Here is a 25033-nt window from a genome sequence, read left to right as displayed (position 1 = left end):
GCAGCCAATACGGTCTGGGCCGGGCTTCGGCCGGGCCTAGACCGTAACCTTACTCATCCTTCTTTCTATACCGCTATGTCCCCCGACTCGCCAGCCATCAGGCACCTTGCTCTCGATCCGGTCATGGCCCGTATCATCGCTGAAACGCCGTCGCCCAAGATTTTCAACGACTACGCCGACGATCTGTACATGGCTTTACTGGAAAGTATTGTGTCTCAGCAGATTTCAGTAAAAGCAGCCAATGCCATCTTTGATCGTTTCCGGGCGCTCTTCCCCGACCGATACCCGGAAGCAAGTGCTTTGCTGCTAAAAACAACGGAAGAACTGCGCAGTGCGGGTCTGTCGTTTCAGAAGATTAAATACCTGCAAAGTGTTGCTACGTTTTCGCTCGAAACGGCGGGCATAACCCCGGCCCTGGACCGATCGCATATCGATGCCATGACCGACGAAGAAATCGTGCAGTACCTGTTGCCCATTAAAGGCGTGGGCCGCTGGACGGTAGAAATGCTGCTTATGTTCGTGCTCGACCGACCAGACGTTTTCCCGATTGATGATCTGGTGATTCGGCAACGGATGATGCGGGCGTACCCTGAACAGACCAACGGACTAACCGGCAAACCACTTTACAAGGTTCTGCATGAACTCGCCGACCCCTGGCGTCCTTACCGGACAATGGCCAGTCGGTATCTCTGGCGCTGGCAACCTGCCTGACTTGTTTACAGGCTTTTCACTTTCACCCCCACCTTCGATTTTACTTTGATCAATACCTGAACGCCATCGGGTCGGACAACGATGCGCTGGGGTATTAGCCGAAACGTGTCCAGATTAAGGGCCGTTTTCTGGCCAACCTTTGCGTTGGCGAAAGCCGTTTCTATTTTCTCGGGTATGGTGGCAATCTGCTGACGAAGCGGAATAACCATGGCCGCCTGAATCGTATCGCGGAGGTGGTCGTGGAGCAGCCAGTCAGCCGTTGCAAACAGGCGCTCTTTCGTATCTACGTCAAAATCGACATCCTGCATTCGCAGTGTATTGGTGAGCGTGTCGTAGTTTGGATCTCCGTGAAAAAACAAGGTTCCCTTCACCCGCCCTCCTACCTCTGCTTTCAGGATAAGTTTACGGCCGCTGCCATATACCATTGCCTTATTCACCGTTACACTACCCCCGGCGAGATTGAGCTTTTGCTTACTTAGTCGTTGCGACAACACCATATTCACATCGGTATAAGGAATAAAAGCCAGCACCTGAATACGGGCCGAATCGGGCAGGCTGTTCCGGCGCAGCAGACGAGGCAACTGCTCCAGCGAATCGACCAATGGCTTAGGACCAAGGTGCGTTTTTACCCGAAATGCAATCTGAATGGGTACGGAGATTTGTTTGCTGTTGCCATAAACGGGCGCTACCGCAATGCTGAACGGCTTGGGCAGGAGCCAGAAGTTTTCGGGCACTTTGGCAATCCGCAATGGGTTTTGCATATCCCGCCAAACCTTCCTCACTTCCCGGTCAAGCCGGAGTCCGTTGTGAACCGCTTTGTCGATGGCCGCTTCGATGTCGGCCCGTCGCTTATCCAGAATTTTTTCGGCGATGTTCTTAACGCTGATCTTTATACCCAGCAACCGCACCTTCGGCTCCTGCGTCCACTGGTAATTCTCAAAGCGGGATTTTGTGGCCAGCCGCCAGGATGAGCCCACGCCAACGGGGCTATTGAAGGTTACTGAAAGCGCGCAGAGCGGACGGCTTTTGCGTTTATCGGCTTTACGGAGCCCGATGGGGTTGGTGTACCAGACTTGCAGCGGGGCCGAAAAATATACTTTTCGATCGGCATACCGAATACGCACCGGACCAGTACGTTCTACGCGTAGTTTCCAGGCTTCACCTTTCTGCCCTTCGAAGGTTTCTTCCGGAACCAGGGTTGTGGAGAGCGAGCGGTTGATCTTGGCTTCTAAGTCACTGATATCGAAGGTCAAATTTCCGGCCATGTAAGAAACCGGCTCATCAACCGCCGGCTCGAACGCTTCCTGAACCGGTGCGGCTGGACGAACGCGATGGCACCCGTCTAAACTTAGAATTAAAACGAGTAAAAATATAAATCCGGTAATTCGCTGAGCATTCATTGCTACAACTAACTACGAGCCTTTTAAAATGTTATGGGTCTCAAACGTATATTCATTTTCCGGCAGACCGGACGGATACGTTTGCGTCGGTAGAACAGCCGCACCCTTTACCGCAACCCGTCTTTTTTGCCGAGAAATTCCGGTAGGCCCGATTCCCCAGGTAGACCAGGGCAACGGCAAAAATCAGAAAAATGAGGACTTCCTGCATTAGCGATGTATGATGTACTATGTATGATATAGAGTGTACGATGTATGGTTCTCCGTTGCAACGCGCAGCCATATACCATATAGTCTACATCATACATCATACATTTTTTTAGGCCCAACCGTTCCGCCGGGCTAGTCGATACGCGTGCTGATAATGGTGCTCGCCATGCCAGGCATACATAGCGATCACTTCCCGAAGGACAAACGTCCGCTGACTACCGGGGTGAAAATACGTCCGGCTTACTTCATCATCGGTCAGGGTCGTCAGCACCGCTACCCACCGCTGGTGCAGGTTGCGCAGAATAGCCAGCGATGGGGCAATAGCGAGGATGGAGTCGGGTAATTTAGCCCATTCGCCCTCGTCGTAGGGTGTGATGGTCGGGTTGGTTTCCGTTAGCGCCAGTTTCGTGCGGACGTACGCATTGATATGGCTGTCGGCCACATGATGAACCAATTGCCGAACGGTCCAGCCCTCCGGCCGGTAGGGCGTATCCAGCCGCTCGTCCCCCCACGTACCAACCAGTTCCGTCAGTTTGATGGGCAGTTCATCGATAGCCGAAATGTGTTTCCGGGTATCATCAGTGGTAAACGATTGACCGTAAGCGAAATCGCCAATCGGGTATTTTAGTGCTTCCAGATCATGCATAGGACGAGTTGTATTTCAAGATACAGTTGTGAATGGTGGCTTAGTTAAATAAACTTACCCCACAAATATATTGGTTGGCTCGCCGGTCAAATCCGTCCGGTTTTCAAAAAACAGCTAGTCCACCGCACAAACCAGCCAGTCGCTTACCGCCAGAACTCCTGCATTACTTTCATCAGTTCCGGGTGTATACCGCAGGCCGCCACGACATCCCCCCGAAACAAAAATTCATCTCCTCCACCAAAATCGGTGACAACGCCACCGGCTTCCCGAACGAGCAGGACACCAGCAGCCATGTCCCAGGAATTAAGATTGTATTCATAAAACGCTTCGAACCGGCCCGCAGCTACGTAGGCCAGATCAATAGCCGCCGACCCCATCCGGCGCAATCCGTGGGTCTGCTGCATCAGCGACTCCAGAATTCGAAGGTAAGCCTGCATTTTGTCGAAGGCGTAATACGGAAAACCAGTCGCGATCAGGCTTTCGCCCAGTTGGGTTGCGGGCGAAACCGACATTTTTTTTCCGTTGCAAAACGCTCCGCCACCCTGCCAGGCCGAAAAACATTCGTTCCGGTTTGGATCGTAGATAACACCGGCAATTGGCGTCTTGCCCTGCGCCAGCCCAATGCTCACCGAAAAGACGGGGAGATCATGGATGAAATTGGCCGTCCCATCGAGGGGATCGATGATCCAGTTCAGCGCCGACGGATCGGCTTCCTGCCCCGTGGTGCCTTCTTCGGTGATGAAACCGGCCTCGGGCAGCACCTGGCGCAGCTTCTCGACCAATTGCTTTTCAGTTTCCTTGTCTACGTACGATACCAGGTTGTTCAACCCTTTGTATTCGATGGCTTCGCGCTGGAAACGACTCCGTTCCTGAAGTAAAAAAGCGCCGGCATCCGTAGCAATGGTACAGATTTCCTGGGTAATTGCGGCTAGGTCAAGTGCCATAGAGTGAGTTGGAATAAAAACGGCCGACAACGCGCCAACAAGTAACTTGCCGGGCGCATGATCGGCCGTTGTGGGAATGGACAGGTCACGTTTTACGTAACCGGAGTCCCTATTTGTCCTGGGTAAACACCTGAATATTAGGCCATTATTTTGCCTAATGCATTGTCGTACAGACTCTTCCCTTCAGCCAGGGTTATAATCGACGTTCCATCGATCACGAACGCGGTCGACGATTCCGTTACGGTGCCCAGCAGCATGAACGGCAGAACCGTATCGTTCAGGTAGCCTTCAAACTGCTTCTGCTGCTCGGGCGCAATCGTGACCACGACGCGGCTCTGGCTCTCCCCGAAGAGGAACGCATCCAGCCGGTGACGATCATCCGAAACAATCGCAAACCCTTTGTTGCCCGCCATCGCTGACTCGGCCAGCGTAACGAACAAACCACCATCCGACACGTCGTGCGCCGACTCAATCCAGCCTTTACGAATCATGGTTTTGATTCCCTCCTGCACGTGCCACTCATCGTCAAATAAGAAATAGGGCGCGGGCGAGGCTTTGATGTCCAGGAACGAGTACAGATACTCCGACGAAGCAATGTCGTTCGTTGACTGGCCAATCAAATAGATCAGATCGCCCTCGTTTTTAAAGTCCAGCGTCATGCGGTGGCTGGGGTCTTCCATCAGGCCAAGCATACCGATGGTTGGCGTCGGAAATACCGGGCCATCGTCGGAGCTTTGGTTGTAGAAACTAACGTTACCGCCCGTAACGGGTGTGCTGAACCGGCGGCAGGCTTCGCCCATGCCCTGAACAGCTTCCACAAAATGCCAGTATACTTCCGGCACATAAGGATTCCCGAAGTTCAGGTTGTTGGTCACCGCCAGCGGTTCGCCCCCGGTGCAAACGATGTTGCGGCAGGCTTCGGCAACGGCAATCATGGCTCCCTGGCGCGGATTCGCGTTTACGTAGCGGCTGTTGCAATCGACGGTGATCACGATGGATTTATCCGTAGCCGGAATACCGGGCCCTTTCACCCGCACAACGGCCGCGTCGGAAGGCGCATTGGTGCTGCGGTTGCCGGTACCCACCATCGAATCATACTGTTCGTACACCCATTTCCGGGAGCAGATGTTCGGGTGCGCCAGCAGGTGCTCCGCAATTTCCCGGATGTCGTCTTTGTCAATATCGTCAACGTCCGTTATATCGAACTTGGCGTACTCCTTTATATAGGCCGGTTCTGTGTATTCCCGGTTGTACTGAGGGGCTCCCCCGCCCAGCACCAGATCATAGGCAGGCACGTCGGCAACGAGTTCGCCGTACCGGTAGAAATGCAGCCGGCCAAGGTCATGTTCGCCCCGCGCCGTTACTTCGCCAATTTGGGCGCAGTTCAGATCCCACTTGTCGAAAATGTCCTGAATGATATGCTCTTTGCCTTTCTCGATCACAACCAGCATGCGCTCCTGCGATTCGGACAGCAGAATCTCGAAGGGAGCCATGTTTGGCTGACGGGTGGGTACTTTGTCGAGGTCGATGATCATGCCATGTTCCCCTTTGGCACTCATCTCCGACGTCGAGCAGATGATACCGGCGGCACCCATGTCCTGAATACCAATCACATAGCCGGTAGCAATGATTTCGAGCGTGGCTTCGAGCAGCAGTTTCTCCATGAATGGATCGCCCACCTGCACCGCCGGTAGCTTGTCGGTCGAGGCCGCCGAGATGTCTTCCGAAGCAAACGTAGCCCCATGAATACCATCTTTACCCGTTGCCGAACCAACGATGAATACCGGGTTACCTACCCCGAAACTGGTGGCCTTCGCCGATTTGCCCACCTCCACGATACCGGCAGAGAAAGCATTCACCAGCGGATTGGTATTGTAACAATCATCGAAAAACAGTTCACCCCCCACGGTTGGAATCCCGAACGCGTTGCCGTAATCGCCGATACCTTTGACGACACCCCGCAGCAGGCGCTTGGTTTTGGGCAGGTCCAGGTCGCCGAAGCGCAGGGAATTCAGCTGCGCAATGGGCCGGGCACCCATGGTAAAAATATCGCGGTTGATCCCGCCGACACCCGTTGCGGCTCCCTGGTAAGGCTCCAGCGCCGACGGGTGGTTGTGCGACTCGATTTTGAACGAACAGGCCAGTCCATCCCCAATATCGACCAGACCGGCGTTTTCTTCGCCAGCCTTCGCCAGCATCCGATCCGAATCGCGGGGCAGCGTTTTCAGCCAGACGATGGAATTCTTATAAGAGCAGTGCTCCGACCACATAACCGAGAAGATACTCAGTTCGGTAAAATTTGGCCGACGCCCCAAAATTTCGGCGATGCGGTCAAATTCTTCGGGGAGCAGGCCCAGTTTGCGGGCGGTTTCTAGTGAGGGGAGCGATTCGAGGGTATCCATTAGCGAAAACGAACGAGCAAAAGGGTGAACGAGCGAACGTACTGAGAATGAAGGAATTTGCAGCGGCTTATTCGCTTATTCCGTTTTTCGCCCTTTAAATTATTGCTCAAAATTACAGTTTTTGGCCGAAATGGGGCGTTTATGGTTGACAAATCTCAAAACGCTCGTATATTTGCACCCAAGAAAGAGAGATGGCAGAGTGGTCGATTGCGGTGGTCTTGAAAACCACTGACTGTAACAGGTCCGGGGGTTCGAATCCCTCTCTCTCTGCAAAGTAGCATTTGTTAGTCATTAGGTGCCCGAAACAACCCGTTTCGGGCTTTTTTTTGCCCTTTTTGACCCATTCAGGCCACTTTTTCTCACCAGGTAGCCTATCAGGTTACGCACCCCCATGCCTGGTGGCCCCCTCAACTATTGTTTAACCCAATTGATAGGCAAAATCTCATAAAAAATAGTTTTCCCGCACATTATAGTTTGTACCGTTTAATCAACATTTTTTTAATCTCGGTCCAAAAATTGCCCCACACCGCGCTGTACCAAACAATACAGCGCAATGAAACTTGCAAAGCGTATGGAAATTAGCTTTTGGCGACACAAGAGCAAGCAGAAAGACAAGGTTCAACTTTACTGTCGGATCACGGTGTCCGGAGAACGGGTTGAACTTGTCAGTACAGGAATTACCACCTATCGCGACTACTAGGATGGCCAGCGGATTTTAGACAAAGACCCCGAAGCCTTTTTCAAAAATGAACAGATCAACATCATCCGCGATCAAATCCGGGCGATCTACAACAATCTGTTTCGACGAAAAGAGACAATCACAGCCGCAAAAATCAGGCGTATATTTCAGAGCGGTAGTGAATCGGTTTCCCTGTTGTCCGTTTTCGATATGTATCTAGTAGACAGTGCTAACGACCGTTTTGCTGGACATAAAAAAAAGCCCCCAACTTTTAGTCGGGGGCACTTAGGAAGGATGTGATCGAAGGTGGGTCGATGGGGTTCAATAAGGTGCACCTTATTGAACCCCATCGACTGATGGTATGTAGCATTAAGTTTTCGGACTTACTAATCCCATTCATATGGATTTAGAGCCTACTTGTTAAGAAAATCAGTCTCCCTAACTCAGGCGTATCGCTAAAAATGAGACTTTGATTTCTGAACTATCTGTCCCGTTGTCACTCCCCAGAACGTCATTTTGTCCATTAGGGTAGGTGGACGTTAAGCAGAATTAGTTGAACCCTCACCGACTGTTGCCACACATCCGGCAACAGTACGCTTTTCAATTTAGACTATGTGACTGCTGCCAGGCTTTATATAGGCCACGAGCTGCGCGCTTAAACTGCCATAAAGGATGCAAAAGGCTCCCGTTGAGACTAGCACCCCGCAAAAACTCTACTAAACTATCCTGACGCTCTAAACGAAGCCAGAGTTGTAAATCCTGACTGAGTAAATGTTTGGCCATGAAATCCTTAACCTGTTCTCTGTTTAGCGGATCGAGGTTATCTCCCTGCTGCTGGCGATACGCTTTAATCACATTAAATATTCGGTCCACTGCTTCAAACTCTTCGAAAGGTGTCATAGGAGTAAGGAACTATAAAATGACCTGTAAACAAACAAAAAGGGTTGCCCCTTAATACACTGATATGTAGGCACGGCTCATCCCAAAAATTCTTGTCTTGGTACCCTAAAAAACTCTCCGAGTGTCTATTCCAAGGCTGATTAAGCGGAAAGTGAAAGGCAATAAACAGGTGCTGCGACTATAAGCTTCGATAAATCGCAATGTCATCGATAGCGAATTCGTACTGCTCCCGCTCGTTGCCAAATGTGGTACACACAACCCGGTTTTGATTCAGGCAGTTGATTGATCCGTTTACCTCCATGACGAAAGCTTTAGCTTCCATAATATGCGAGGGATTTTTTCGGTCTATGACCAGAATAGATGATTCCTTATTATCTAGATTTAGCCGAATAATACGACTGTCAGACGCATATGGAGTAGTGAAGAGGTCATTTGGCATAAGCGTTTTTAGGGAAAGAGGGGAATTATCTACCAATTCGTAATTCAGTTAACCGATAGCCAAGCTACTGGGAAAGCTTCTTTCTGGACCTTAGATGGCCTCTTGGAGGGCTTAATTTGATTCCTATCGAACTTCACCTGCTCGCCTTGATGAACAAATAGGTGCTTAAACGAATCGTTGTTGAGCGGGGATTTACCGGGTTAATGTCCCTGGTTAAATGAATGGCTCATAGAGGCTGAGCTAAACTATCAGTGCTATCATGTATAGTGGCTGATAATCAGAGTTGGAATGTACGGTTTGTTTCAGGCCTAACCTAGTTTAAAATTAAATTAGCCGACATTTTAATAAGCCTCCGGAATATACAGTAGTAAACAGCCAGTCGGCAATTGGCCTTTTTAGCGTCTTTGCCAGATGCTAATGAAATGCCCTACCCCAACTGAGTCCGTGGTTTTATGAGAGGAAGCGTTCTTTCGATTTCTTGAGATTTGATCAATTTTTTTACGTTTCCCCGTTTCTTGACGAGACAAGCCGGGCATTTCATTATTGATGTTGATCAACCTGTAATCTGGCTAGGCAGCAATCAACGATACTTTTGCCAACCTCTCGCCCAGATGATGAACCGCTTTCTGCACCTTGGTAACCTGGTCGGCCGAGGCTGTTTTGAAGCCAGACGCGTACCGGCGCAGCAACGTTTCGTTGATGCCTGCCAGCTTGGCAATGCGATTGATCTTGAGTTCGCCGAATACGTTAAATGAATGAGATCAGATCGTACTCGACTTCGTAGGTGATCTTGTACGCATCGACGCCATTCCACTCGGGATAATCACTCCCTTGGTGGGCAATGAAATCAGCAACCAACATTTTTAAATTGCCGATTACCTCCTGCTCTGAATGGCCGACTGTCGTCAACAGAAAATGACCGGGCGATTCTATGCTACCGCCGATCTCGGCCGTGTCATCTTTTTCGATTACTACTTTTAAGGTTTCCATTATTTTACTCGGCTCATAAATAAATGCACGTCTAATTGTTTGGGCAGCTTATAGGCCGATTAAAGTTTTACCTCCCTGACCAGGTTCAATGCCGGGTTAAACGTAAACGCAGCTAAACTTAATCCGCCACAAGATTTATCGTCAAAATCTAGTCGAAAGTCGGCTAGTGAACTGGAGATGTATGGTTATCCCAATTTAAGACGGAACATAAATAAACCTCTTCAAAATACCGCACGAATACCTTACTAATATCTTCATAATCAGCAACTTATTAGCTAATGCTGATTAATTGGCGTAGCGTTGTAGAATATAGCCTCACCTGCCTGTCGGCAAACATGAGTTCGCTACATCCACGAACGGTAAATGCCTTAATTATGAATGTAGTCATTAAGGGAAAACGTCGAAAAGAACGACTATACCCTGTTTTGGTCGTTGAAAATGATTTACAACAATGGCTTGTAACTCGTTCGGCCCTAGCCAAGTGCTTTCCGGAAGTGGAGCCGATCTGGAAAAATCATCCTTCCCAGACCTTGGCGTATCTAAAAACTGCGTCAATGGATGACCGTACTAGTCCCCGGCTTATATTTTTAAATCCGTTCGCCCCGACTCAACAGGACGGATGGGCGTTAATGATACAGCTTAAATCCGACTCATACCTTAGAAAAATACCCATTATTGTACTAGGTCACTCAGAGGAGCCTGAGGATATATTTCGAGCGTATGCCCTGGGCGCAGCTTCGTGTATTACCAAGCCTTCGAGCTATACTAAGTTGGTGGAAAAATTCTATACGCTAAAAAGGTACTGGTGGAATACCGTCTCATTACCCTTTACGACTACCACGTCAGTTTAATTATTCCGTTTGTAGGCCGGTCACTGAGGTCAGTTGACCGGCCTTTTTCGCTACCTATCCAATTACTCATTATGATGACAGATCATTTAATAGTCCCATTACCTCATTATTTTTAACCTATAGAACAATATCTGCTGATTAAAAACACCCTGTGCCTCTTATCTTCTTTATATCATATATTAATATATGCAGGTGATGTATGGTAACTCTCTGTTTAGATACAATTAACAAGAAAGGGGAAACGCAAAAGTTTACTCTTGTCAATAATGATTTGATAAACGTGTTAGATATGGCTAACGGATTGCTTAACTGTATTAATGTCATCGTTGGTATTAGCCTGTTCGAGAATGGGAAAGCCAGGCCACTACCTATTCATATCATCGATGGTCAGTCATTGAGTATCCCAACTAACCAGTTGATCGTCGAATGGGAGCTTATCATGGCTCAAGGTGAATTAAAACAGATCGAACAAGTGGTTGCAATAATGAAATTACGAATTGATGTAAACGAACATCACCTTGCTTATCTGGAGCGTGATATTGCTAGGCTAAGAATAAAAATAACTGAACTTCTACCACCTTACGTTGACAAGTGGTTTGATTTTGAAGCCATAATCGGCAGGTATGAAAAGTTGATTGCACTCAAGCAGCTTCAGCTAGACAATGCCTTTGATCGACGAAAGAAGAATGTTCAGCGATTAGCTGACTTAGTACGACATAAAAAAAGCCTAGTCTAAGATTTACTGGGCTTTTTTATACGAGCGGTTTCTGTCAATATAATAATCCCGTTTCGATAGACACAAAAAAGCCCCAGGTTATACCTGAAGGGCATTTTGTTACTAAAAAATACGCTCTGCACGTTGGTATTTAAAATTTCTAACTGGTTCAACTCTCTCTGTAAAATAATAACGTAAGGCACTTACAATCTACAACTTGAATATCTTTTTTATTTAGTTTGTAACTGAGATAATAACCTTCTGATATTGTATCAGAATTAGTTTTCACTGTTGCGCAAAAAAAGCTAGTTTAGCTTAGGCCTTATCATTTGTCGCCATCAATCAACGATTCTCCTGCATTAAGTTAGATACCTTTTCGGCTAACGCTTCTCCTTGCAATCCCGTACCTAGAATCTTCCCATCCTGATCAATTAAAACTGTTAGCGGAATGGCCTGTATAGCATAGTTATCAAACACCAATCCTTTATTGGTCGCTAAAAGCTGAAGACCAGTTGGCGCATGTTTTTCGAGCGCTTTGGTCCAGCTCCTGGGGTTACTATCTATAGAAATACCAACAACCTGTAAACCCTGGTGGGCATACTTTTTTTGCAAGGCCATTAGGGTTGGAAACTCCTTTATGCAGGGACCACACCAGCTTGCCCAAAAATCCAGCAGGATTAGCTTATTACTTTTGCGTAACGAAACTAAACTATGGTTTGACCCCGAACTATCGGGTAGTGTAAAACTGTAGGCGTCTCTTCCTACGCCAATCTTCTGTCGCTGGACGGCCCGTATTTTGAGGTCTTGCTCCATTTGCTTGAATGTAGGAAAACCAGCCAGAGTGGGCCTCAGCTCATCAAGAATCCTGACTACCGTAGAATCGTTTAGTCCAGCCTCCTTCACCAGGTATAAATTAAAATAAGTATGATGTTTTTTCGTAAACAATACCTTGAGAGCCCTACCCCAGTACATACCTGTCGAGTCACTTGCATGCGATAACTTGTTATATAATGCAGTATCCCCTTTTTGCTGTGCTCTACTACGCTCCTCAAATAGCCTGATCAGTTCATTTTTGATTGGATCGATAAAGCCAGACGTGTACTGCTCATATTGATCATGAAGTTTTGATCCTTTCACTTGATAAACTTGCTCATTCTGGATATTTATCTGCATCGCCGATCCTTCAATAAAGATGGGATAGGTCCTAGCCATCGTATCTAGCTTGAGTTCATACAACCCTGGTTCGGCCAGACGCCCCTTCAGCACAAATCGATTACCATCTACAACCGTGGAATAAATCGGCTCCCTTTCTTTATTCAGTAAAAAAACCTTGCCTTTAATGGGTCGTGGTAATTGTCCGGTTAAAGAAAACGATTCGGTATTTTTTAGCTGAGCGGAAACACTACCGGCCCATGGGCTAAATAAGATTATCAACCAGAGGGCAATTGTATAATTCAGCTTCAGAGTACTAGAATAAAATAAAGTCATAGCGGTAATTTTTTAACATTAAAGTGGATATGTACCGTAACCAAAAGACGTTTTCAGGAGCACTTTACTGGTAATTACTTAGGTTAATCTACCGTATTTCATGAATCTACTACTCGTCATTTCTCTTCTCCTGTTCCCTATTCGCGCTGCACGTTGGCAGTTAAAATTTCTTACTGGTTCAACTCTGTTTTTTGATTCCGTTGTAAGTCAAAAGTAGATTGGTCTCGATAAGCATACAGATAAGCCGTGCGCGATGCAACCCATACTAACTTTGAAGAGCTAGCGCTTTCCACTATGTAGCCAGTTAGGAATTTTTAACAGCTAACCGATTTTACCGATCACCGTTATTCAGTACGTTTGGCCCATACGAACCTATCTACTAAATTCTCTGTATGAAAAAGGCAGTACTCCTGATGATTTGGCTGGTTATGCTGACAACGCTGGTGAAAGCACAAACCGAAAAAGGACGGTGGATGGTTGGCGCCCAGGTAGGCGATTTCCAGTATTCGGATCAAAACCGGCGAAAAATTTTTTCGGGGAGTCTGACTCCACTGGTCGGGTATTTCGTGGCCAAAAACCTTTTGGTCGGAACGGGGATTCCCCTCAGTCTGTACACGGGCAGCTACTACGGTATCCGGTATCCCGATCCCAACATTGTTCGGTTTGACGTGACCACTACTCAGTATGGCGTGTCGCCCTTCGTGCGGTATTACATCGGGGCAGCCAAACTAAAGCCTTACCTTGGCGTAGCGTACACCTACAGCAAATCGCACTCGCAGACAACGATTCCCAGTGCACTTTTACAGAAATCCGAAGGGTTTTCGTCGGCCATCGTGCCTGCCCTCGGCGTTGCGTATTTCCTCAGTCGTTCTGTTGCCCTCAATGCTGGCCTGAATTTTTCCATTCAGAAGAACGAAGACAAAATCCTGGATCCACAAAGTGCAGCCAGCACGGTTACGTCCGACTTTAAATCGGTATCCCTGGGCATCGGATTCCAGTTATTCTTCGGCAAGTAGGCCAGGGAAAATCGCCACCCGAATTGCAAACCTGATCTGAATCAGGTTCTTAAAACGATACGCCCCGGACGACGTCGTCCGGGGCGTATCGTTTTAAGAAGAGCGAAGTAGTTAAGCACCCTGCACGGGCATGACATATTCAAGAACTACGTTTCCCAACTTTAACCGGGCTAATTAATAGTAAAATTTGATCAATCGGTAGGCGCTGTAAGTGGGGGAATCATTCGAGACCGCTTTTTCCAGTTGCTGACGCAAGCGACCCTGGCTATCGTACTCGTTCTGATAGGTATAGGTCGTTGCCCGGCTGACACCCGCATCGGTGTACGTCGATACTTTGCTCAACAAAGCGTTGCGACTTGTTTCGCCCAGAAAGGTTACGCTTTGGCGGGGCGCATATTGCCTGGGATCATAAACGTTCTGATCGACGCGCTGAAGCACCCCTGTCGTGTTGTATTCTTCCTGCTTGATAACATTACCATCCTGAACGGTGGTTCTCAGCGTTGGCGTCGTTGAGTTGACAACGCGTGAAGTAAGGGCCGCCTGGAGTGTTTCGAGTAATATGCCCTCCGACGAATATTTGCGCAACGTATCGACCAGAACAACCGAATAAAAGTCTCTGGTGTAGGCGGTAACCCGGTTATTTGTCGATTCGAGTGGATATCGTCTGAGCACCTGTCCCGGTCCGGAGGTGTACGTTTCCAGCAGCACACCCGGTTGATACGTGTAATCGTACCGGACGGATGGCAGGGTAAATCGCTGGTCGTTCGCCTGCGTGGTTTGGGTGAGCACGTGGCTCGTTAGCCGCTGCTGATCATCATAACCGTAAACGGAACTGTCGATGCTGACGACGTTATACGCAGTCCCCCCTACCGTAACCGTTTCCAGACTGATTTGACCGGGCAGTAACTGACCCGACCCCAGCGACAGGCTGGTTACGGCCCTGGCTCGTTGCGTGGGCGGAGAACTGACAACGTCCTCTGTAGAATCGCGCCGGCAGCCAGCCAGGGTAAACAACAGAACGCACCCCATCAGGGTGAACTGTCGGTGTTTAATCAATAACAGATATTGAATCATTGGAGAAGTTGATCTATAGATGTGTTACCAGTAGGCAAGCTACTCATTTTTTGCGGTCGTTGATGTACTCTATTTATCTTAAACGTAACTTTTCAATATGACTTAAAATATAACATCTTGTTTATGAACGTCGGTAATATGAGTATACGAACGAAATACTCGCTTATTGATAAACATTAATTTGCCCAAAAAACGCATGAAAAACGCTGGGTTACTAGTAGTTGGTTGGCTGTTCATCCTGCTCAGGCTGAACGCGCAGCCGGGAGCAACGGTTCAGATACGGCAACACGTGCCGCTGGATTCAATTCGATTAAGCGACCCCTATATTCTGGCTGACACGAAAACAAACAGCTACTACATGACCGGAACGGGCGGCATGCTCTGGAAAAGCTCCGATCTGATGATGTGGTCCGGTCCCTACCCCGTCGCCCAAACCGACCCCGATTCCTGGATGGGTCCCAAACCGATGATCTGGGCGGCTGAACTGCATTCGTTCAAAAACATGTACTACTATTTCGCCACGTTTACCAACCGGGCGGTCAAGATTGATACCGTCGGGAAGAACGTCATTGAACGCCGGGCCAGTCACATCCTCGTCAGCAACAAGCCCGATGGTCCCTACGTCCCCATGCACGATGCGACTTACCTGCCCGCCGGTAAGCCCACGCTCGACGGTACATTCTGGGTCGATACGGACGGAAAACCGTACATGGTGTATTGCTACGAATGGTTGCAGACGAATAACGGCACTATTGAAAAAATAGAACTGAAACCCGATTTGAGCGGCAGCTTTGGCGCGGGTAAACTGCTGTTCCGCGCCAGCGATTCGCCGTGGAGCCGTGAAAAAGATTCGACCGGCCGCGACCGACCGAACAAAGTTACCGACGGCCCGTTTCTGTTCCGGACCAAAACCGGCCGGCTGGGTATGCTCTGGACAAGCTGGATCTATGACATCTACACACAGGGAGTAGCTTACTCAGAAAGCGGCACGCTCGATGGCCCCTGGATGCAGGAAAAAGAGCCGGTTACTCCGCCCAATTTTGGCCACGGCATGCTGTTTTACACGCTCGATGGGAAGCTACTCCTGTCGGCACACAGCCACAAAAGCGTAAACGGGCGCACGGTCCGCATTCCTCACCTATTTGAGGCCGACTTATCGGGCGATAAACTGGTTGTCGGTCGTCGCTACGTACCCTGACTAAGCCACATTCGTTGGCAGACAGCCAGCCAACTGGCGCTTTTGATGAAAAAAGCTGATTTAACAATCCATCTTTGCCTTCTTTGTTTCTTGGGGCGTCACCAAAAACATTGGGTGGTTTATTAGGTTTATTTGATAGGCTAAACCAAGTAACCAATGACACAAGCACCCGCTAATTTTAAACCCCTACCTTACAATCCGTCGTACGAGCAACCAGAGCCCGACGAAGCCCAGACTATTCAGGAAATTATTGACACAATGGCCGATATCCAGCGCAAAACGTATCAGTCGCAGGGCCATGCCATCCGGAGTGTACATGCCAAAGGACATGCTATTTTAACCGGTGAGTTACAGGTATACGACAACCTGCCTCCTTACCTGGCACAGGGCCTGTTCGCCAAACCCGGCACCTACTCCATTGTTGCGCGTATTTCCACGCAGCCCGGCGATGTACTGCCCGACAGCGTATCGACGCCCCGTGGTATTTCGTTCAAAGTACAGGGTGTACAGGGCGAGCACCTGCCCGGTGCGGATGAATCAACAACGCAGGATTTTATTGTGGTCAACAGCCCGGTCTTTCCCCAAACGCTGAAAGATTTTCTGAGTGGCCTGAAACGATTCGATCTCCTGACCAACAAGGCGGAGGGGCTTAAAGAAGGAATCTCTAAAGCGCTGCGGGCCGTTGGCGAAGTTGTTGAAAAGGTGAGCGGTTCGGATACGGGCGTGATGGCTGGCATGGGCGGCCAACTGGCGACTCACCCCATGGGCGACACCTACTATTCGCAGGGGGCTTATTTGTATGGTGATTACATGGCCAAGTTTTCCCTGACGCCGGTAACCCCCAACCTGACTTCGCTGAAAAACCAGCCGATCGATATAGACAGTGACGATGACGCGTTACGCCATCTGTTACGGGATTTCTTTGCCACCAATGGGGGTGAATGGGAATTTGGCGTGCAACTATCGACTGACATCGAGAAAATGCCGCTGGAAGATGCATCCGTTGAATGGCCCGAGGACGAAAGCCCTTACCTTCCCGTCGGCAAAGTTACGTTTGCCCCGCAGGAAGCCTGGACGGAAGAGAAAGCAGCCCTGGTCGAAGATAAGATGTATTTCAGCCCCTGGCATGGCCTGGCTGCCCATCGTCCGCTGGGCGTTATTCAGCGGGCACGTAATGCGACCTACAAAGCTTCGGCTACTTTTCGCCGGAATATGTATGGCAAGGCGGAGGATTCGCAAGACCTAAACTAACTACATCTTACTGTATAGTCCGTTAATGAAGAAAGGGAGCTAGTTTTAATAGCTCCCTTTCTTCATTAACGGGCTACTCGACGTATATCAAGGGCGAATAAATACTTACTTACCCGAACCGACTTTACAACTTTAATCAGATTCTAATGCGCTTCAGATTATTAATTAACAGACGATTAGGCTTCTGATACTACCTTTGTGAGCCTGTATCTATAGCTAGAAAATGAAACGTGCCACTAACTACGCGCAGTATTTATACTCATCAATATATTTTCTACTCTTCACGAATAGACAAGAGTTAGATGAGTTCCAGGATGATATCTAAGCCGATTTTCTCTACCTAGTTTTCCCGAACAAACTCACGCTGGTGTAGGATGGGGCTGACTTTTTTCATATTATTATAACGGCTTGAGAAGCAGCCATCGTAAGTGGCCAGTTCGCAAACTCGGTTGTACATACTTGATGAGTTATGAGCCTGGAAGAAGAACTATCCATCCACCAATTTGGCCAGGGCGCTCTATCGGAAGCTGGCATTCTGGATTCTTTTGCTCAGTTGAACGCGTCGCAACAGCGAAAACGGTTTGTTCGATTGTATTTTTACGTGGCTGGCCTGAAGCTATTGGCTTCCGATGTCGATCAGGCCATGGTGGATTGTTTTTTAACAACCGAAAATCCAATCAATAAATACCTGAATCTCTCCTACTTAAGGATTGGCTCAAAGGGCGTCATTTACACACCTTGTATGGAAGAGCCCCCCGGGGGCGATCTGGTAGAGCCCTACAAAGTACTGTTGTATGTGTTCAAGGCGAACTACCAACGGCGCTACTCGACAGAAAAGGACAACCCGACAAAGTGGTGGTACCGTGATTTTTCCAACCCAGAAACTGCTCAGGCCATCCTGGATACGGACAAGCAGTTAGCCGAAGCAATTTACGCCAACGTCAGCTTTAGGAGCGAGTTCGTTACCATGGCGAAATTATGGCATACGTACCAGCTCTACCAACAAGCTTCAACTAGTACGGCGTCCGCTGGGCCGACCACGAATGTCAAGTTTGTATCGTACGCACAGATAGAAAGAGCCCCTGCCTGGACGGCTGCGTATGATACCATGCAGGCGTGCGCTACACTACGCCGTTCGGTTGAAAAAGCCTTGGCCAGGCAGTATGGGCTGGATAGTGACGAAGCACAGCGCTTAACGCTGGCTGTCATTGACCGACATATGCAGGAAACGTATTCCCATGGCTTTCATGACGAGTAACTGACCGTGACCATTTCGTAAGTGGCGGTTCTGTCCAGCCTATGGGGCAGACACAGATCCGCTGATCAAAACCAGTTTATCCGTTTTCGATCAGCGGACGTTTTTTATATCGTCCCCCGTTTGTAGGAGACGGCCGGTTGTTGAATACCCGATTTTTAGTTAACGTATTAAACGGACGTGGGAAAGCTGACAACCTCCCACCAATAGCGCCGGAGTGTCTGAAAACAGGCTACCCACTTCCCGTATGTTGTGGGCTTGGTAATGTATGACGCTACGCTGAGCGCATATGCTTCCGAAATATCTTCAACCGTTCCAGAATGGCTCATGATTACGACTGGTATCAGTTGATGGCGAGGGTGAGCTTTAATTTTTTCCAGTAGCGCCCAGCCATCCTTTCGGGTGGGCAGATAAGGTTCCATCAAAATCAGGCGGGGTACAGACCGGCTGTCGGCGGTGCAGTCGTCCAGGTAGGACAGAACCTGAAGCGGATGGTTTTTCCAGATTGGTTCAACTTCAGGGAATGCCTGCGCCAGGGCTGCCCGAATAACAAGCCACTGGTCGGGGTTATTCTCAACGACTAGAATCGGGGTCCGACGAACTTTCCTGGGTTTGGGAGTAGTCGTGGCCGTGTGGAGGTAGTTTTTAGTAAGCATTCTATGTGGAAAGAGAGTGATTATTAACTAGAACCGTCTTGACTAAGAAGTAGTCCTACAAGTCTACGCAATGATTTTGCAATAAACTACAGGCTTGATTTTCAGCTCATAGTTACCACACTCCTTAATCGTTTGCTGTTTCATGTAACATCAGCTTGCATTTTGTTAAATGGTAGTTCCGGATTATTGAAACAGTTGATCATTACCCATTACATAGTATATTATTATATACTTTATATTCTTATCTATAAACTATCCTTTTACCTATATATACTATTAATATATTATTAAAATCGCTGGCATCGTGCTTTGTACATGCGCCCTGATATAAGCACCATTATAGGGTTAATCAACTGATTATCAAGCAAAATAACCTTTCCCTAAAAATTTACGTCGCCATCCTATTTTTTTAATCAGGTAGAGTTAGTAAAGCCAAAAATAGCGGATTAGCCATCTGTTTCAGAGTACCGTAATCGTATAAATTGTTTACTCTTCGTAAAGCCATCAATTGTCGCTTTAACAAGGCATTTATCCGACATCATATAACCGGTTATGGAGTATAAATCGTATCTGGCTTTTTGGTACAATGTTTGCTCGATAATAGAAAAATAGACTAACCAAGCTTTCTACAGCCATGAAAATTCGTATTATCGTTACAACAAGTCTAACCACTACTGACCTTCAGAACATAGCAGCCTGGTCTATTTTGCTATCGACATCCGCTCTTTTCTGGTATGGTGTAATTAAGCTTATGTAACGAGTACTTGGCTAACCATATTCGTTAACTGGAACTGTCTGACCAAACAGGCACCCCCAGTTAACGAAGAAGCCCGTTGGAAACATAGTATGTTTCCAACGGGCTTCTTCGTTAACAAAATAGACCAATCCAGTCTCTACGTTTTATGCGTACTAGACCGTTAGCTTTTGTATGTTCTTGTAGCTGATCGCAATCGACTCCAGCGGTGGTAATTTGCAAACGTCCTGCTCAACAAAGTAATGAGTCATGCCCGCCGTCTTCTTGGCATCAAAAATCCGCTGGAAATCAATGGAACCCGTACCAACCGGGGCAAAAGCCTTCTCGGCAGTTTTCTCCATGTCTTTTACGTGCCACAGCGGGAAACGTCCGGGATGCTTTTTAAACAGAGCAACGGGGTCCTGGCCTGCCATAGTTGCCCAGTACAGATCCAGCTCCAGTTTTACCAGGTTCTTATCCGTACCGCTCAGCAAGACATCATACGGCAGTTTACCGTCCATTTCTTTGAATTCAAAGTCGTGGTTGTGGTAGCAGAACTGAATACCAGCCGATTTGCACACCTCCGCCGATTTATTGAACAGGTCAGCAAACTGTTTGTAATCATCCAGTTTGGTCCGTTCGTTCGGGAACAGGTAGGCGCAGACCATGTATTTCTGCCCAACGGTGGCCGCATCGTCAACCGCCCGTTTCCAGTCATTTGTGAGCGTTCCTTTCATGGTTGGCATTGTTTTGCCCGACATGTAATGCCCGCTTGGCACCGACATACCCAGCTCTTTGATCAAAGCAGCAAATTCGTTAGGCGTCTTGCCAAAGAATTTACCATCGGAGTAACCAAACGGCTCTACTTCTTTATAGCCAATTTCAGCCACTTTCCGCAACGTGCCTTCGGGGTCTTTCCCCATTAGTTCGCGGAGGGTATACAGTTGCAGACCAACTTTTTTAGGGGATGCCGCGAACGCATTCAGCTGAGGCAACAGGGCTGCGGACGTTGCCAAAGCCCCTAACTTAAGGAACTGCTGGCGGGTAATTTTAGGAGACGGGTTCATGAGCGTAGGAAATGAGTAAGGGCAACGGGCCTTGTACCCGTGCGTTTCGTGTTTAAAGATACACCAGCAACGGAATGATCGTAAATCAGCCGCGGGTAAATGCCTGTACGAACGGATACAAAACGCATTGACTCGCAGCTAACGTACGTATTGACTTTTTTTATACCAAACCTTTTTTCATTGACTTCACCGCATAGTCGGCGGCACGGGCGGCCAGGGCCATGTACGTCAGGGAGGGGTTTTGGGTCGAGGTTGATGTCATGCAGGAACCATCGGTCACAAATACGTTCTTAACGGCATGAAGCTGGTTCCATTTATTAAGCATGGACGTTTTGGGGTCTTTCCCCATCCGAACGCCACCCATCTCGTGAATATCGAGGCCGGGGCTGGCGTGGCTATCCCGTACGCGGATGTTGGTAAATCCGGCTTCGGTAAACATCTCCGTGAGCTGCTCCTGGTAATCCTTCACCATTTTATCGTCGTTGTCGTCGTAGGCAATGGAAATCTTCAGTTGCGGAATGCCAAACGGATCTTTCTGCGATGCATCGAGCGCCAGGAAATTGCTTTCTTTCGGGATGGTTTCGCCCATCATGTGCGAGCCCACGTACCAGCCACCCAGTTTCGGGTTAAGGAGGCTTTCTTTCAGGTCTGCGCCCACTCCGCTCTGGTCGGACCGCGATCCACGCCCGGCCGTAAAACCAGCCGCGTACCCCCTTAAAAAGTTCGTTTCCTGCTTGTGTACGTTTCGGAAGCGAGGAATGTACGGGCTGTTGGGACGGCGTCCGTCGGTGGTTGAATCGAGATCGCCGTCGTACTCGGCCGATACGCCCGCCCGGTAATTGTGAAAAGCCGCGTATTTACCCAGCACTCCGCTATCGTTGCCCAAACCGTTCGGGAAGCGATGGGAGGTAGAGTTCAACAAAACCAGATTCGAGTTCAGCGCGGCCGCATTCAGGAAGATTATGCGGGCGTAGTACTCGGTCATTTGCTTGGTATTGGCATCGACTACCCGCACGCCCGTGGCCCGACCTTTCTTTTCATCGTATATGATGGAATGAACGACCGAGTTTGGCCGAAGGGTCATTTTGCCCGTTTTGGCCGCCCAGGGAATGGTTGACGAGTTACTGCTGAAATAGCCCCCAAACGGGCAACCCCGCTCGCAGATTGTCCGGTGCTGGCACTGCGCCCGGCCCTGCTGGAAATGGATTGGCTGGGCCTGCGTAATGTGGGCCGCCCGCCCCATAATCACGTGGCGATCCTTATACTTGCCCGCTACTTTTTTCTGAAAATGTTTTTCGACACAGTTCCATTCGTGCGGGGGCAGAAACTCACCGTCGGGCAACGTGTCCAGCCCATCCTTGTTCCCCGAAATACCCGCGAACTTTTCTACGTAGCTATACCAGGGAGCAATGTCGGCGTACCGGATCGGCCAGTCAACCGCAAATCCGTCGCGGGCGGGCCCTTCGAAATCAAAATCACTCCACCGCTGGGTTTGGCGCGCCCACATCAGCGATTTCCCCCCCACCTGGTAGCCGCGAATCCAGTCGAACGGTTTCTCCTGAATGTACGGATGCTCGGCATCTTTCACGAAAAACTGCTCTGTTCCTTCGTAAAAGGCGTAGCATTTGCTGATGATGGGATTAGCTTCCTTTACCTCGCGCGTAAGCTGGTTGCGGTGCTCGAACTCCCACGGCTGCATGTTGGTCGTCGGATAATCGGTTACGTGCCGAACATCGCGGCCCCGTTCCAGCACGAGTGTCCGCAGTCCTTTACCCGTTAACTCTTTGGCGGCCCAGCCACCGCTGATGCCCGATCCAATAACAATAGCGTCGTATGTATTGAGCGCCTGCGCGTCTATATTCAGGTATGACATTTAGTTTACGGTTTGGGTTTTTGGTGTACGATTTTTGGTTTACGGTTGGCTGATGCGCCCATGTACCTACGAAAGCAACACTCGCGCGTCAGCCAACCGTAAACCAAAAACTGTAAACCAAAAACCTACTTTGGTTGAGAAGCAGTTTTAGGTTTAACGGGAACACAGCCGTAATAATGGCCGGGAATGAACTGGTAGTGCGTTAGGTTGGTCATCACGTACTCCGATGTCATATACCCCCGAATGGTCAGGTTTTTCACCAGCGAATAAAAATCTTTCTGCGCGCTATCAGTCGATTTTGACAGTTGTGTAAGCAGTGCCGTGCGCTGTGTGGCGTCTCCTTCCGCAAAGGGCTTGCTGAAGGCTGTTTTAGCCAGACCATCCAGCGAATCAAGGCCTTTCTGAAGATTTTCCTGGGTCGCTTTGTCGTAACAGTCAGCCACCATTTTCTGCACGAACTGGTGCACGTTCAGCGCTTTGGCACCGGGGGTATCCGTAACCGGAATAATAGTTTCGACTAGCTCGGCTAATTGGCTGGCCTGACCAGCCGAGAGAATTTGTTGGGTCGACTGGACCGTTTCGATTGACCAGCCGTTGGCCCAGGCCGGCAAGCTAATCAGCCCGCCAATAGCCCCGGCCATTGTCTTTAACGCGTTACGTCTTTCCACAGGAATAGGTACGACAACTGAATTGATAAGATAACTACTGACGATCAGCTACTTGATTGATGAAACGTCGAGAACGAAGCGAATGACTACCAGACCGGTAGAACCGGAGCAATCGTCAAAGGCCAAACGCTTGGTATCGTCAGGGTTTAGTATGTCAAAGATACAAAATAAACCCTGACGATTTATACGATCCCCTCGCCTGGCCCCTCACTTTTCGGATAATCAACGCTGCCTGAGCAAAAGTCTTTTATATTGATAGAGAAAGAGTATTAAATGCTCATTAAATCATCCCGTTCCTGTTTTCCTGTGCAACATTTAGGTTTCGGTGAGCGTAATCCATGTAGATAAGCTTTCTCCGCTTATCCGGCAAACTATGAAACAACACGTTGTGAACAGGGCCAGACTGGCCACAAAAACCGGGCTTTTTACTCAAAAAAAGCCGTTGCCGTGGCTGCTGATGGCAGGCTTTATTTTATCCCTGTCCGCCTGCAAGAAAACGACGGATGATGTCAGCCCGCAAACGACAGCAATGACGACGACCAGCGAAAATACGACGGTCGATAGCTGGATTCTGAGTCATATGCGAGAGGTGTATTACTGGAACGACAAGATTCCGGCCAGTCCGGATACAACACTGGCCCCCGACTTATTCTTCGATTCCCTTCTGAACAAGTACAATGTTACCACAAACCCCACCGGCGACCGTTTTTCGTGGATCGAGAACGACGCAAACACGCTGTCGGCGGAATTGAGTGGCCAGTCGGTAACAACGGGAATGGACTACAACCTGTATCTGCGTGCGACCGGATCGACGGGTGTGATTGCGCAGGTATTGTACGTACTGCCCGGCTCCCCGGCCGCGAAAGCAGGACTGAAACGGGGCGATATCATCTCTAAAGTAAACAGTCAGTTGCTCAACACAACGAATTATTCAGACCTGCTGTCGACGGGGACAACATACACATTTGGCCTGGCGACGGTTAGTGGTTCGACACTGGTCGATTCTGATCAGACCAGAACGGTAACCGCCACCGTTTTCCAGGAGAATCCGGTGTTTCTCGACTCAGTCTATACGATTGGCAGCAAAAAGGTCGGTTATTTTGTCTACAACCAGTTTGTACCGGGTGCCAACGGCAGCAAAGCCAATGAATACGACGCCCAGATGGATGCTGTTTTCAGCAGCTTCAAGGCCCAGGGCGTGAATGAACTCGTGCTGGACCTGCGCTACAACCCCGGCGGCTACACGTCTTCGTCGGCGAACCTGGCCAGCCTGATTGGCAAAGGCATCAGTTCCAGTCAGCTCTATTTCCGGGAGGAGTGGAACAAAACGATTACACCACTACTTCTAGAAGACCCCCAGTACGGCAGCAGCTTCTTTATCCAGAATTTCCTTGATAAGTCGCAGAACATAGGCGGCAATCTTTCGCGGGTGTTCGTGTTGACAACCGATCACACAGCCTCCGCCAGCGAGCTGATCATCAATGGCCTTCGTCCGTATATGCCCGTAACAACCATTGGCACCACCACTTACGGTAAAAACGTAGGATCCATTACCATCGCCGACGAAACCGGCAAGATCAAGTGGGGCATGCAACCTATCGTCTTTAAGTCGTTCAACAGCGCGGGGCAATCGGATTATTCAACTGGCTTTACCCCAACAGTCGAGGTTGAGGAACCAATTAACCTGTTACCCCTAGGCGACGTAAACGAACCGCTGCTCAACGAAGCCCTGTACCAGATCTCCGGCAATACGGCCAGCGGGCGTCGGGCTGCGGCTGTGCGAAATCCACTGGTACAGATGGGGTCTTCGCTACAGAAAAAGGCGGCTGGTCAGTCCATGATTCGGGCTTTGAAGAGCCTACACTTATAA

23 protein-coding genes and 1 tRNA gene are annotated in these 25033 nt (G+C 49.0%); 10 read left to right on the top strand and 14 right to left on the bottom strand.

Going from position 1 to position 25033, the window contains the following annotated elements:
• The first annotated feature begins 75 nt into the window (after nt 1-75).
• Complete coding sequence (locus ACYU87_RS00490) at nt 76-711, top strand: DNA-3-methyladenine glycosylase family protein (RefSeq protein WP_461132063.1); 636 nt, start codon at nt 76-78, stop codon at nt 709-711.
• Nucleotides 712-716: 5 nt separating this feature from the next.
• Here ACYU87_RS00490 and ACYU87_RS00485 read toward each other — a convergent pair whose 3' ends face one another.
• The 5 genes from ACYU87_RS00485 to purL form a co-directional block, all read right to left on the bottom strand.
• Nucleotides 717-2111, bottom strand: a complete 1395-nt coding sequence (locus ACYU87_RS00485) for a DUF4403 family protein (RefSeq protein WP_461132062.1) — start codon at nt 2109-2111, stop codon at nt 717-719.
• 52 nt (nt 2112-2163) lie between these two features.
• Nucleotides 2164-2319 (bottom strand): FeoB-associated Cys-rich membrane protein, encoded by a 156-nt coding sequence (locus ACYU87_RS00480; RefSeq protein ID WP_461132061.1) that lies wholly within the window; start codon nt 2317-2319, stop codon nt 2164-2166.
• Nucleotides 2320-2427: 108 nt separating this feature from the next.
• Nucleotides 2428-2964: a YfiT family bacillithiol transferase gene (locus ACYU87_RS00475; protein ID WP_461132060.1), complete on the bottom strand. Its 537-nt coding sequence runs from the start codon at nt 2962-2964 to the stop codon at nt 2428-2430.
• Between the two features lie 143 nt (nt 2965-3107).
• Complete coding sequence (locus ACYU87_RS00470; protein ID WP_461132059.1) at nt 3108-3908, bottom strand: inositol monophosphatase family protein; 801 nt, start codon at nt 3906-3908, stop codon at nt 3108-3110.
• Nucleotides 3909-4045: 137 nt separating this feature from the next.
• A complete protein-coding gene (purL, locus tag ACYU87_RS00465; protein WP_461132058.1) occupies nt 4046-6310 on the bottom strand; it encodes a phosphoribosylformylglycinamidine synthase subunit PurL in 2265 nt (754 codons plus the stop codon).
• A gap of 185 nt (nt 6311-6495) precedes the next feature.
• On the opposite strand from purL, the gene ACYU87_RS00460 reads away from it, so the two are divergent.
• Nucleotides 6496-6580, top strand: a tRNA-Ser gene (locus tag ACYU87_RS00460).
• A 1009-nt stretch (nt 6581-7589) separates the two neighbouring features.
• Here the strand turns inward: ACYU87_RS00460 and ACYU87_RS00455 are convergent.
• Both ACYU87_RS00455 and ACYU87_RS00450 read right to left on the bottom strand, forming a co-directional pair.
• A complete protein-coding gene (locus ACYU87_RS00455; protein ID WP_461132057.1) occupies nt 7590-7889 on the bottom strand; it encodes a hypothetical protein in 300 nt (99 codons plus the stop codon).
• Between the two features lie 178 nt (nt 7890-8067).
• On the bottom strand, nt 8068-8211 hold the full coding sequence (locus ACYU87_RS00450; RefSeq protein WP_461132056.1) for a hypothetical protein: 144 nt from the start codon (nt 8209-8211) through the stop codon (nt 8068-8070).
• A 728-nt stretch (nt 8212-8939) separates the two neighbouring features.
• Here ACYU87_RS00450 and ACYU87_RS00445 point away from each other — a divergent pair.
• Nucleotides 8940-9083, top strand: a complete 144-nt coding sequence (locus tag ACYU87_RS00445; protein ID WP_461132055.1) for a hypothetical protein — start codon at nt 8940-8942, stop codon at nt 9081-9083.
• Here the strand turns inward: ACYU87_RS00445 and ACYU87_RS00440 are convergent.
• Nucleotides 9076-9318: a hypothetical protein gene (locus ACYU87_RS00440; RefSeq protein WP_461132054.1), complete on the bottom strand. Its 243-nt coding sequence runs from the start codon at nt 9316-9318 to the stop codon at nt 9076-9078. The two genes, ACYU87_RS00445 and ACYU87_RS00440, sit on opposite strands and share 8 nt — an antisense overlap.
• A gap of 1050 nt (nt 9319-10368) precedes the next feature.
• On the opposite strand from ACYU87_RS00440, the gene ACYU87_RS00435 reads away from it, so the two are divergent.
• Nucleotides 10369-10905: a hypothetical protein gene (locus tag ACYU87_RS00435; RefSeq protein ID WP_461132053.1), complete on the top strand. Its 537-nt coding sequence runs from the start codon at nt 10369-10371 to the stop codon at nt 10903-10905.
• A gap of 321 nt (nt 10906-11226) precedes the next feature.
• On the opposite strand, the gene ACYU87_RS00430 is transcribed toward ACYU87_RS00435, so the two are convergent.
• Complete coding sequence (locus tag ACYU87_RS00430) at nt 11227-12372, bottom strand: redoxin domain-containing protein (RefSeq protein WP_461132052.1); 1146 nt, start codon at nt 12370-12372, stop codon at nt 11227-11229.
• Between the two features lie 392 nt (nt 12373-12764).
• On the opposite strand from ACYU87_RS00430, the gene ACYU87_RS00425 reads away from it, so the two are divergent.
• The gene (locus ACYU87_RS00425; protein ID WP_461132051.1) at nt 12765-13388 is read left to right on the top strand and encodes an outer membrane beta-barrel protein; all 624 of its coding nucleotides are present in this window, start codon (nt 12765-12767) and stop codon (nt 13386-13388) included.
• A 174-nt stretch (nt 13389-13562) separates the two neighbouring features.
• Here ACYU87_RS00425 and ACYU87_RS00420 read toward each other — a convergent pair whose 3' ends face one another.
• Nucleotides 13563-14462, bottom strand: a complete 900-nt coding sequence (locus ACYU87_RS00420; RefSeq protein ID WP_461132050.1) for a hypothetical protein — start codon at nt 14460-14462, stop codon at nt 13563-13565.
• A gap of 196 nt (nt 14463-14658) precedes the next feature.
• On the opposite strand from ACYU87_RS00420, the gene ACYU87_RS00415 reads away from it, so the two are divergent.
• From ACYU87_RS00415 to ACYU87_RS00405, 3 genes are all read left to right on the top strand, one after another.
• Nucleotides 14659-15660, top strand: a complete 1002-nt coding sequence (locus tag ACYU87_RS00415; protein WP_461132049.1) for a glycoside hydrolase family 43 protein — start codon at nt 14659-14661, stop codon at nt 15658-15660.
• Nucleotides 15661-15816: 156 nt separating this feature from the next.
• Nucleotides 15817-16911, top strand: a complete 1095-nt coding sequence (locus tag ACYU87_RS00410) for a catalase family protein (RefSeq protein WP_461132048.1) — start codon at nt 15817-15819, stop codon at nt 16909-16911.
• Nucleotides 16912-17380: 469 nt separating this feature from the next.
• A complete protein-coding gene (locus tag ACYU87_RS00405) occupies nt 17381-18169 on the top strand; it encodes a DUF5958 family protein (protein ID WP_461132047.1) in 789 nt (262 codons plus the stop codon).
• 167 nt (nt 18170-18336) lie between these two features.
• Here ACYU87_RS00405 and ACYU87_RS00400 read toward each other — a convergent pair whose 3' ends face one another.
• The gene (locus tag ACYU87_RS00400; RefSeq protein ID WP_461132046.1) at nt 18337-18822 is read right to left on the bottom strand and encodes a response regulator; all 486 of its coding nucleotides are present in this window, start codon (nt 18820-18822) and stop codon (nt 18337-18339) included.
• 634 nt (nt 18823-19456) lie between these two features.
• On the opposite strand from ACYU87_RS00400, the gene ACYU87_RS00395 reads away from it, so the two are divergent.
• Nucleotides 19457-19579 (top strand): hypothetical protein, encoded by a 123-nt coding sequence (locus tag ACYU87_RS00395; RefSeq protein WP_461132045.1) that lies wholly within the window; start codon nt 19457-19459, stop codon nt 19577-19579.
• Nucleotides 19580-19731: 152 nt separating this feature from the next.
• Here ACYU87_RS00395 and ACYU87_RS00390 read toward each other — a convergent pair whose 3' ends face one another.
• The 3 genes from ACYU87_RS00390 to ACYU87_RS00380 form a co-directional block, all read right to left on the bottom strand.
• Complete coding sequence (locus ACYU87_RS00390) at nt 19732-20622, bottom strand: sugar phosphate isomerase/epimerase family protein (protein ID WP_461132044.1); 891 nt, start codon at nt 20620-20622, stop codon at nt 19732-19734.
• 160 nt (nt 20623-20782) lie between these two features.
• Complete coding sequence (locus tag ACYU87_RS00385) at nt 20783-22495, bottom strand: GMC oxidoreductase (RefSeq protein WP_461132043.1); 1713 nt, start codon at nt 22493-22495, stop codon at nt 20783-20785.
• Nucleotides 22496-22620: 125 nt separating this feature from the next.
• Nucleotides 22621-23136 (bottom strand): gluconate 2-dehydrogenase subunit 3 family protein, encoded by a 516-nt coding sequence (locus ACYU87_RS00380; RefSeq protein ID WP_461133605.1) that lies wholly within the window; start codon nt 23134-23136, stop codon nt 22621-22623.
• 400 nt (nt 23137-23536) lie between these two features.
• On the opposite strand from ACYU87_RS00380, the gene ACYU87_RS00375 reads away from it, so the two are divergent.
• Nucleotides 23537-25033: a S41 family peptidase gene (locus tag ACYU87_RS00375; protein ID WP_461132042.1), complete on the top strand. Its 1497-nt coding sequence runs from the start codon at nt 23537-23539 to the stop codon at nt 25031-25033.

This window comes from Spirosoma lituiforme, from assembly GCF_054776635.1.
The sequence above is the reverse complement of the archived record's forward strand: the minus strand, read 5'-3'. Positions and strand labels throughout refer to the sequence as shown.

Excerpts from the sequence above, each read along its gene's own strand:
- ACYU87_RS00455 (WP_461132057.1), bottom strand. The coding sequence starts at position 7,889 with ATGACACCTTTCGAAGAGTTTGAAGCAGTGGACCGAATATTTAATGTG.
- ACYU87_RS00470 (WP_461132059.1), bottom strand. The coding sequence starts at position 3,908 with ATGGCACTTGACCTAGCCGCAATTACCCAGGAAATCTGTACCATTGCT.
- ACYU87_RS00380 (WP_461133605.1), bottom strand. The coding sequence starts at position 23,136 with ATGGCCGGGGCTATTGGCGGGCTGATTAGCTTGCCGGCCTGGGCCAAC.
- ACYU87_RS00390 (WP_461132044.1), bottom strand. The coding sequence starts at position 20,622 with ATGAACCCGTCTCCTAAAATTACCCGCCAGCAGTTCCTTAAGTTAGGG.
- ACYU87_RS00405 (WP_461132047.1), top strand. The coding sequence starts at position 17,381 with ATGAGCCTGGAAGAAGAACTATCCATCCACCAATTTGGCCAGGGCGCT.
- ACYU87_RS00435 (WP_461132053.1), top strand. The coding sequence starts at position 10,369 with ATGGTAACTCTCTGTTTAGATACAATTAACAAGAAAGGGGAAACGCAA.
- ACYU87_RS00415 (WP_461132049.1), top strand. The coding sequence starts at position 14,659 with ATGAAAAACGCTGGGTTACTAGTAGTTGGTTGGCTGTTCATCCTGCTC.
- ACYU87_RS00385 (WP_461132043.1), bottom strand. The coding sequence starts at position 22,495 with ATGTCATACCTGAATATAGACGCGCAGGCGCTCAATACATACGACGCT.
- ACYU87_RS00425 (WP_461132051.1), top strand. The coding sequence starts at position 12,765 with ATGAAAAAGGCAGTACTCCTGATGATTTGGCTGGTTATGCTGACAACG.
- ACYU87_RS00400 (WP_461132046.1), bottom strand. The coding sequence starts at position 18,822 with ATGCTTACTAAAAACTACCTCCACACGGCCACGACTACTCCCAAACCC.
- ACYU87_RS00485 (WP_461132062.1), bottom strand. The coding sequence starts at position 2,111 with ATGAATGCTCAGCGAATTACCGGATTTATATTTTTACTCGTTTTAATT.
- ACYU87_RS00480 (WP_461132061.1), bottom strand. The coding sequence starts at position 2,319 with ATGCAGGAAGTCCTCATTTTTCTGATTTTTGCCGTTGCCCTGGTCTAC.
- ACYU87_RS00440 (WP_461132054.1), bottom strand. The coding sequence starts at position 9,318 with ATGGAAACCTTAAAAGTAGTAATCGAAAAAGATGACACGGCCGAGATC.
- ACYU87_RS00475 (WP_461132060.1), bottom strand. The coding sequence starts at position 2,964 with ATGCATGATCTGGAAGCACTAAAATACCCGATTGGCGATTTCGCTTAC.
- ACYU87_RS00445 (WP_461132055.1), top strand. The coding sequence starts at position 8,940 with ATGATGAACCGCTTTCTGCACCTTGGTAACCTGGTCGGCCGAGGCTGT.
- ACYU87_RS00490 (WP_461132063.1), top strand. The coding sequence starts at position 76 with ATGTCCCCCGACTCGCCAGCCATCAGGCACCTTGCTCTCGATCCGGTC.
- ACYU87_RS00430 (WP_461132052.1), bottom strand. The coding sequence starts at position 12,372 with ATGACTTTATTTTATTCTAGTACTCTGAAGCTGAATTATACAATTGCC.
- ACYU87_RS00375 (WP_461132042.1), top strand. The coding sequence starts at position 23,537 with ATGAAACAACACGTTGTGAACAGGGCCAGACTGGCCACAAAAACCGGG.
- purL (WP_461132058.1), bottom strand. The coding sequence starts at position 6,310 with ATGGATACCCTCGAATCGCTCCCCTCACTAGAAACCGCCCGCAAACTG.
- ACYU87_RS00420 (WP_461132050.1), bottom strand. The coding sequence starts at position 14,462 with ATGATTCAATATCTGTTATTGATTAAACACCGACAGTTCACCCTGATG.
- ACYU87_RS00410 (WP_461132048.1), top strand. The coding sequence starts at position 15,817 with ATGACACAAGCACCCGCTAATTTTAAACCCCTACCTTACAATCCGTCG.
- ACYU87_RS00450 (WP_461132056.1), bottom strand. The coding sequence starts at position 8,211 with ATGGAAGCTAAAGCTTTCGTCATGGAGGTAAACGGATCAATCAACTGC.
- ACYU87_RS00395 (WP_461132045.1), top strand. The coding sequence starts at position 19,457 with ATGAAAATTCGTATTATCGTTACAACAAGTCTAACCACTACTGACCTT.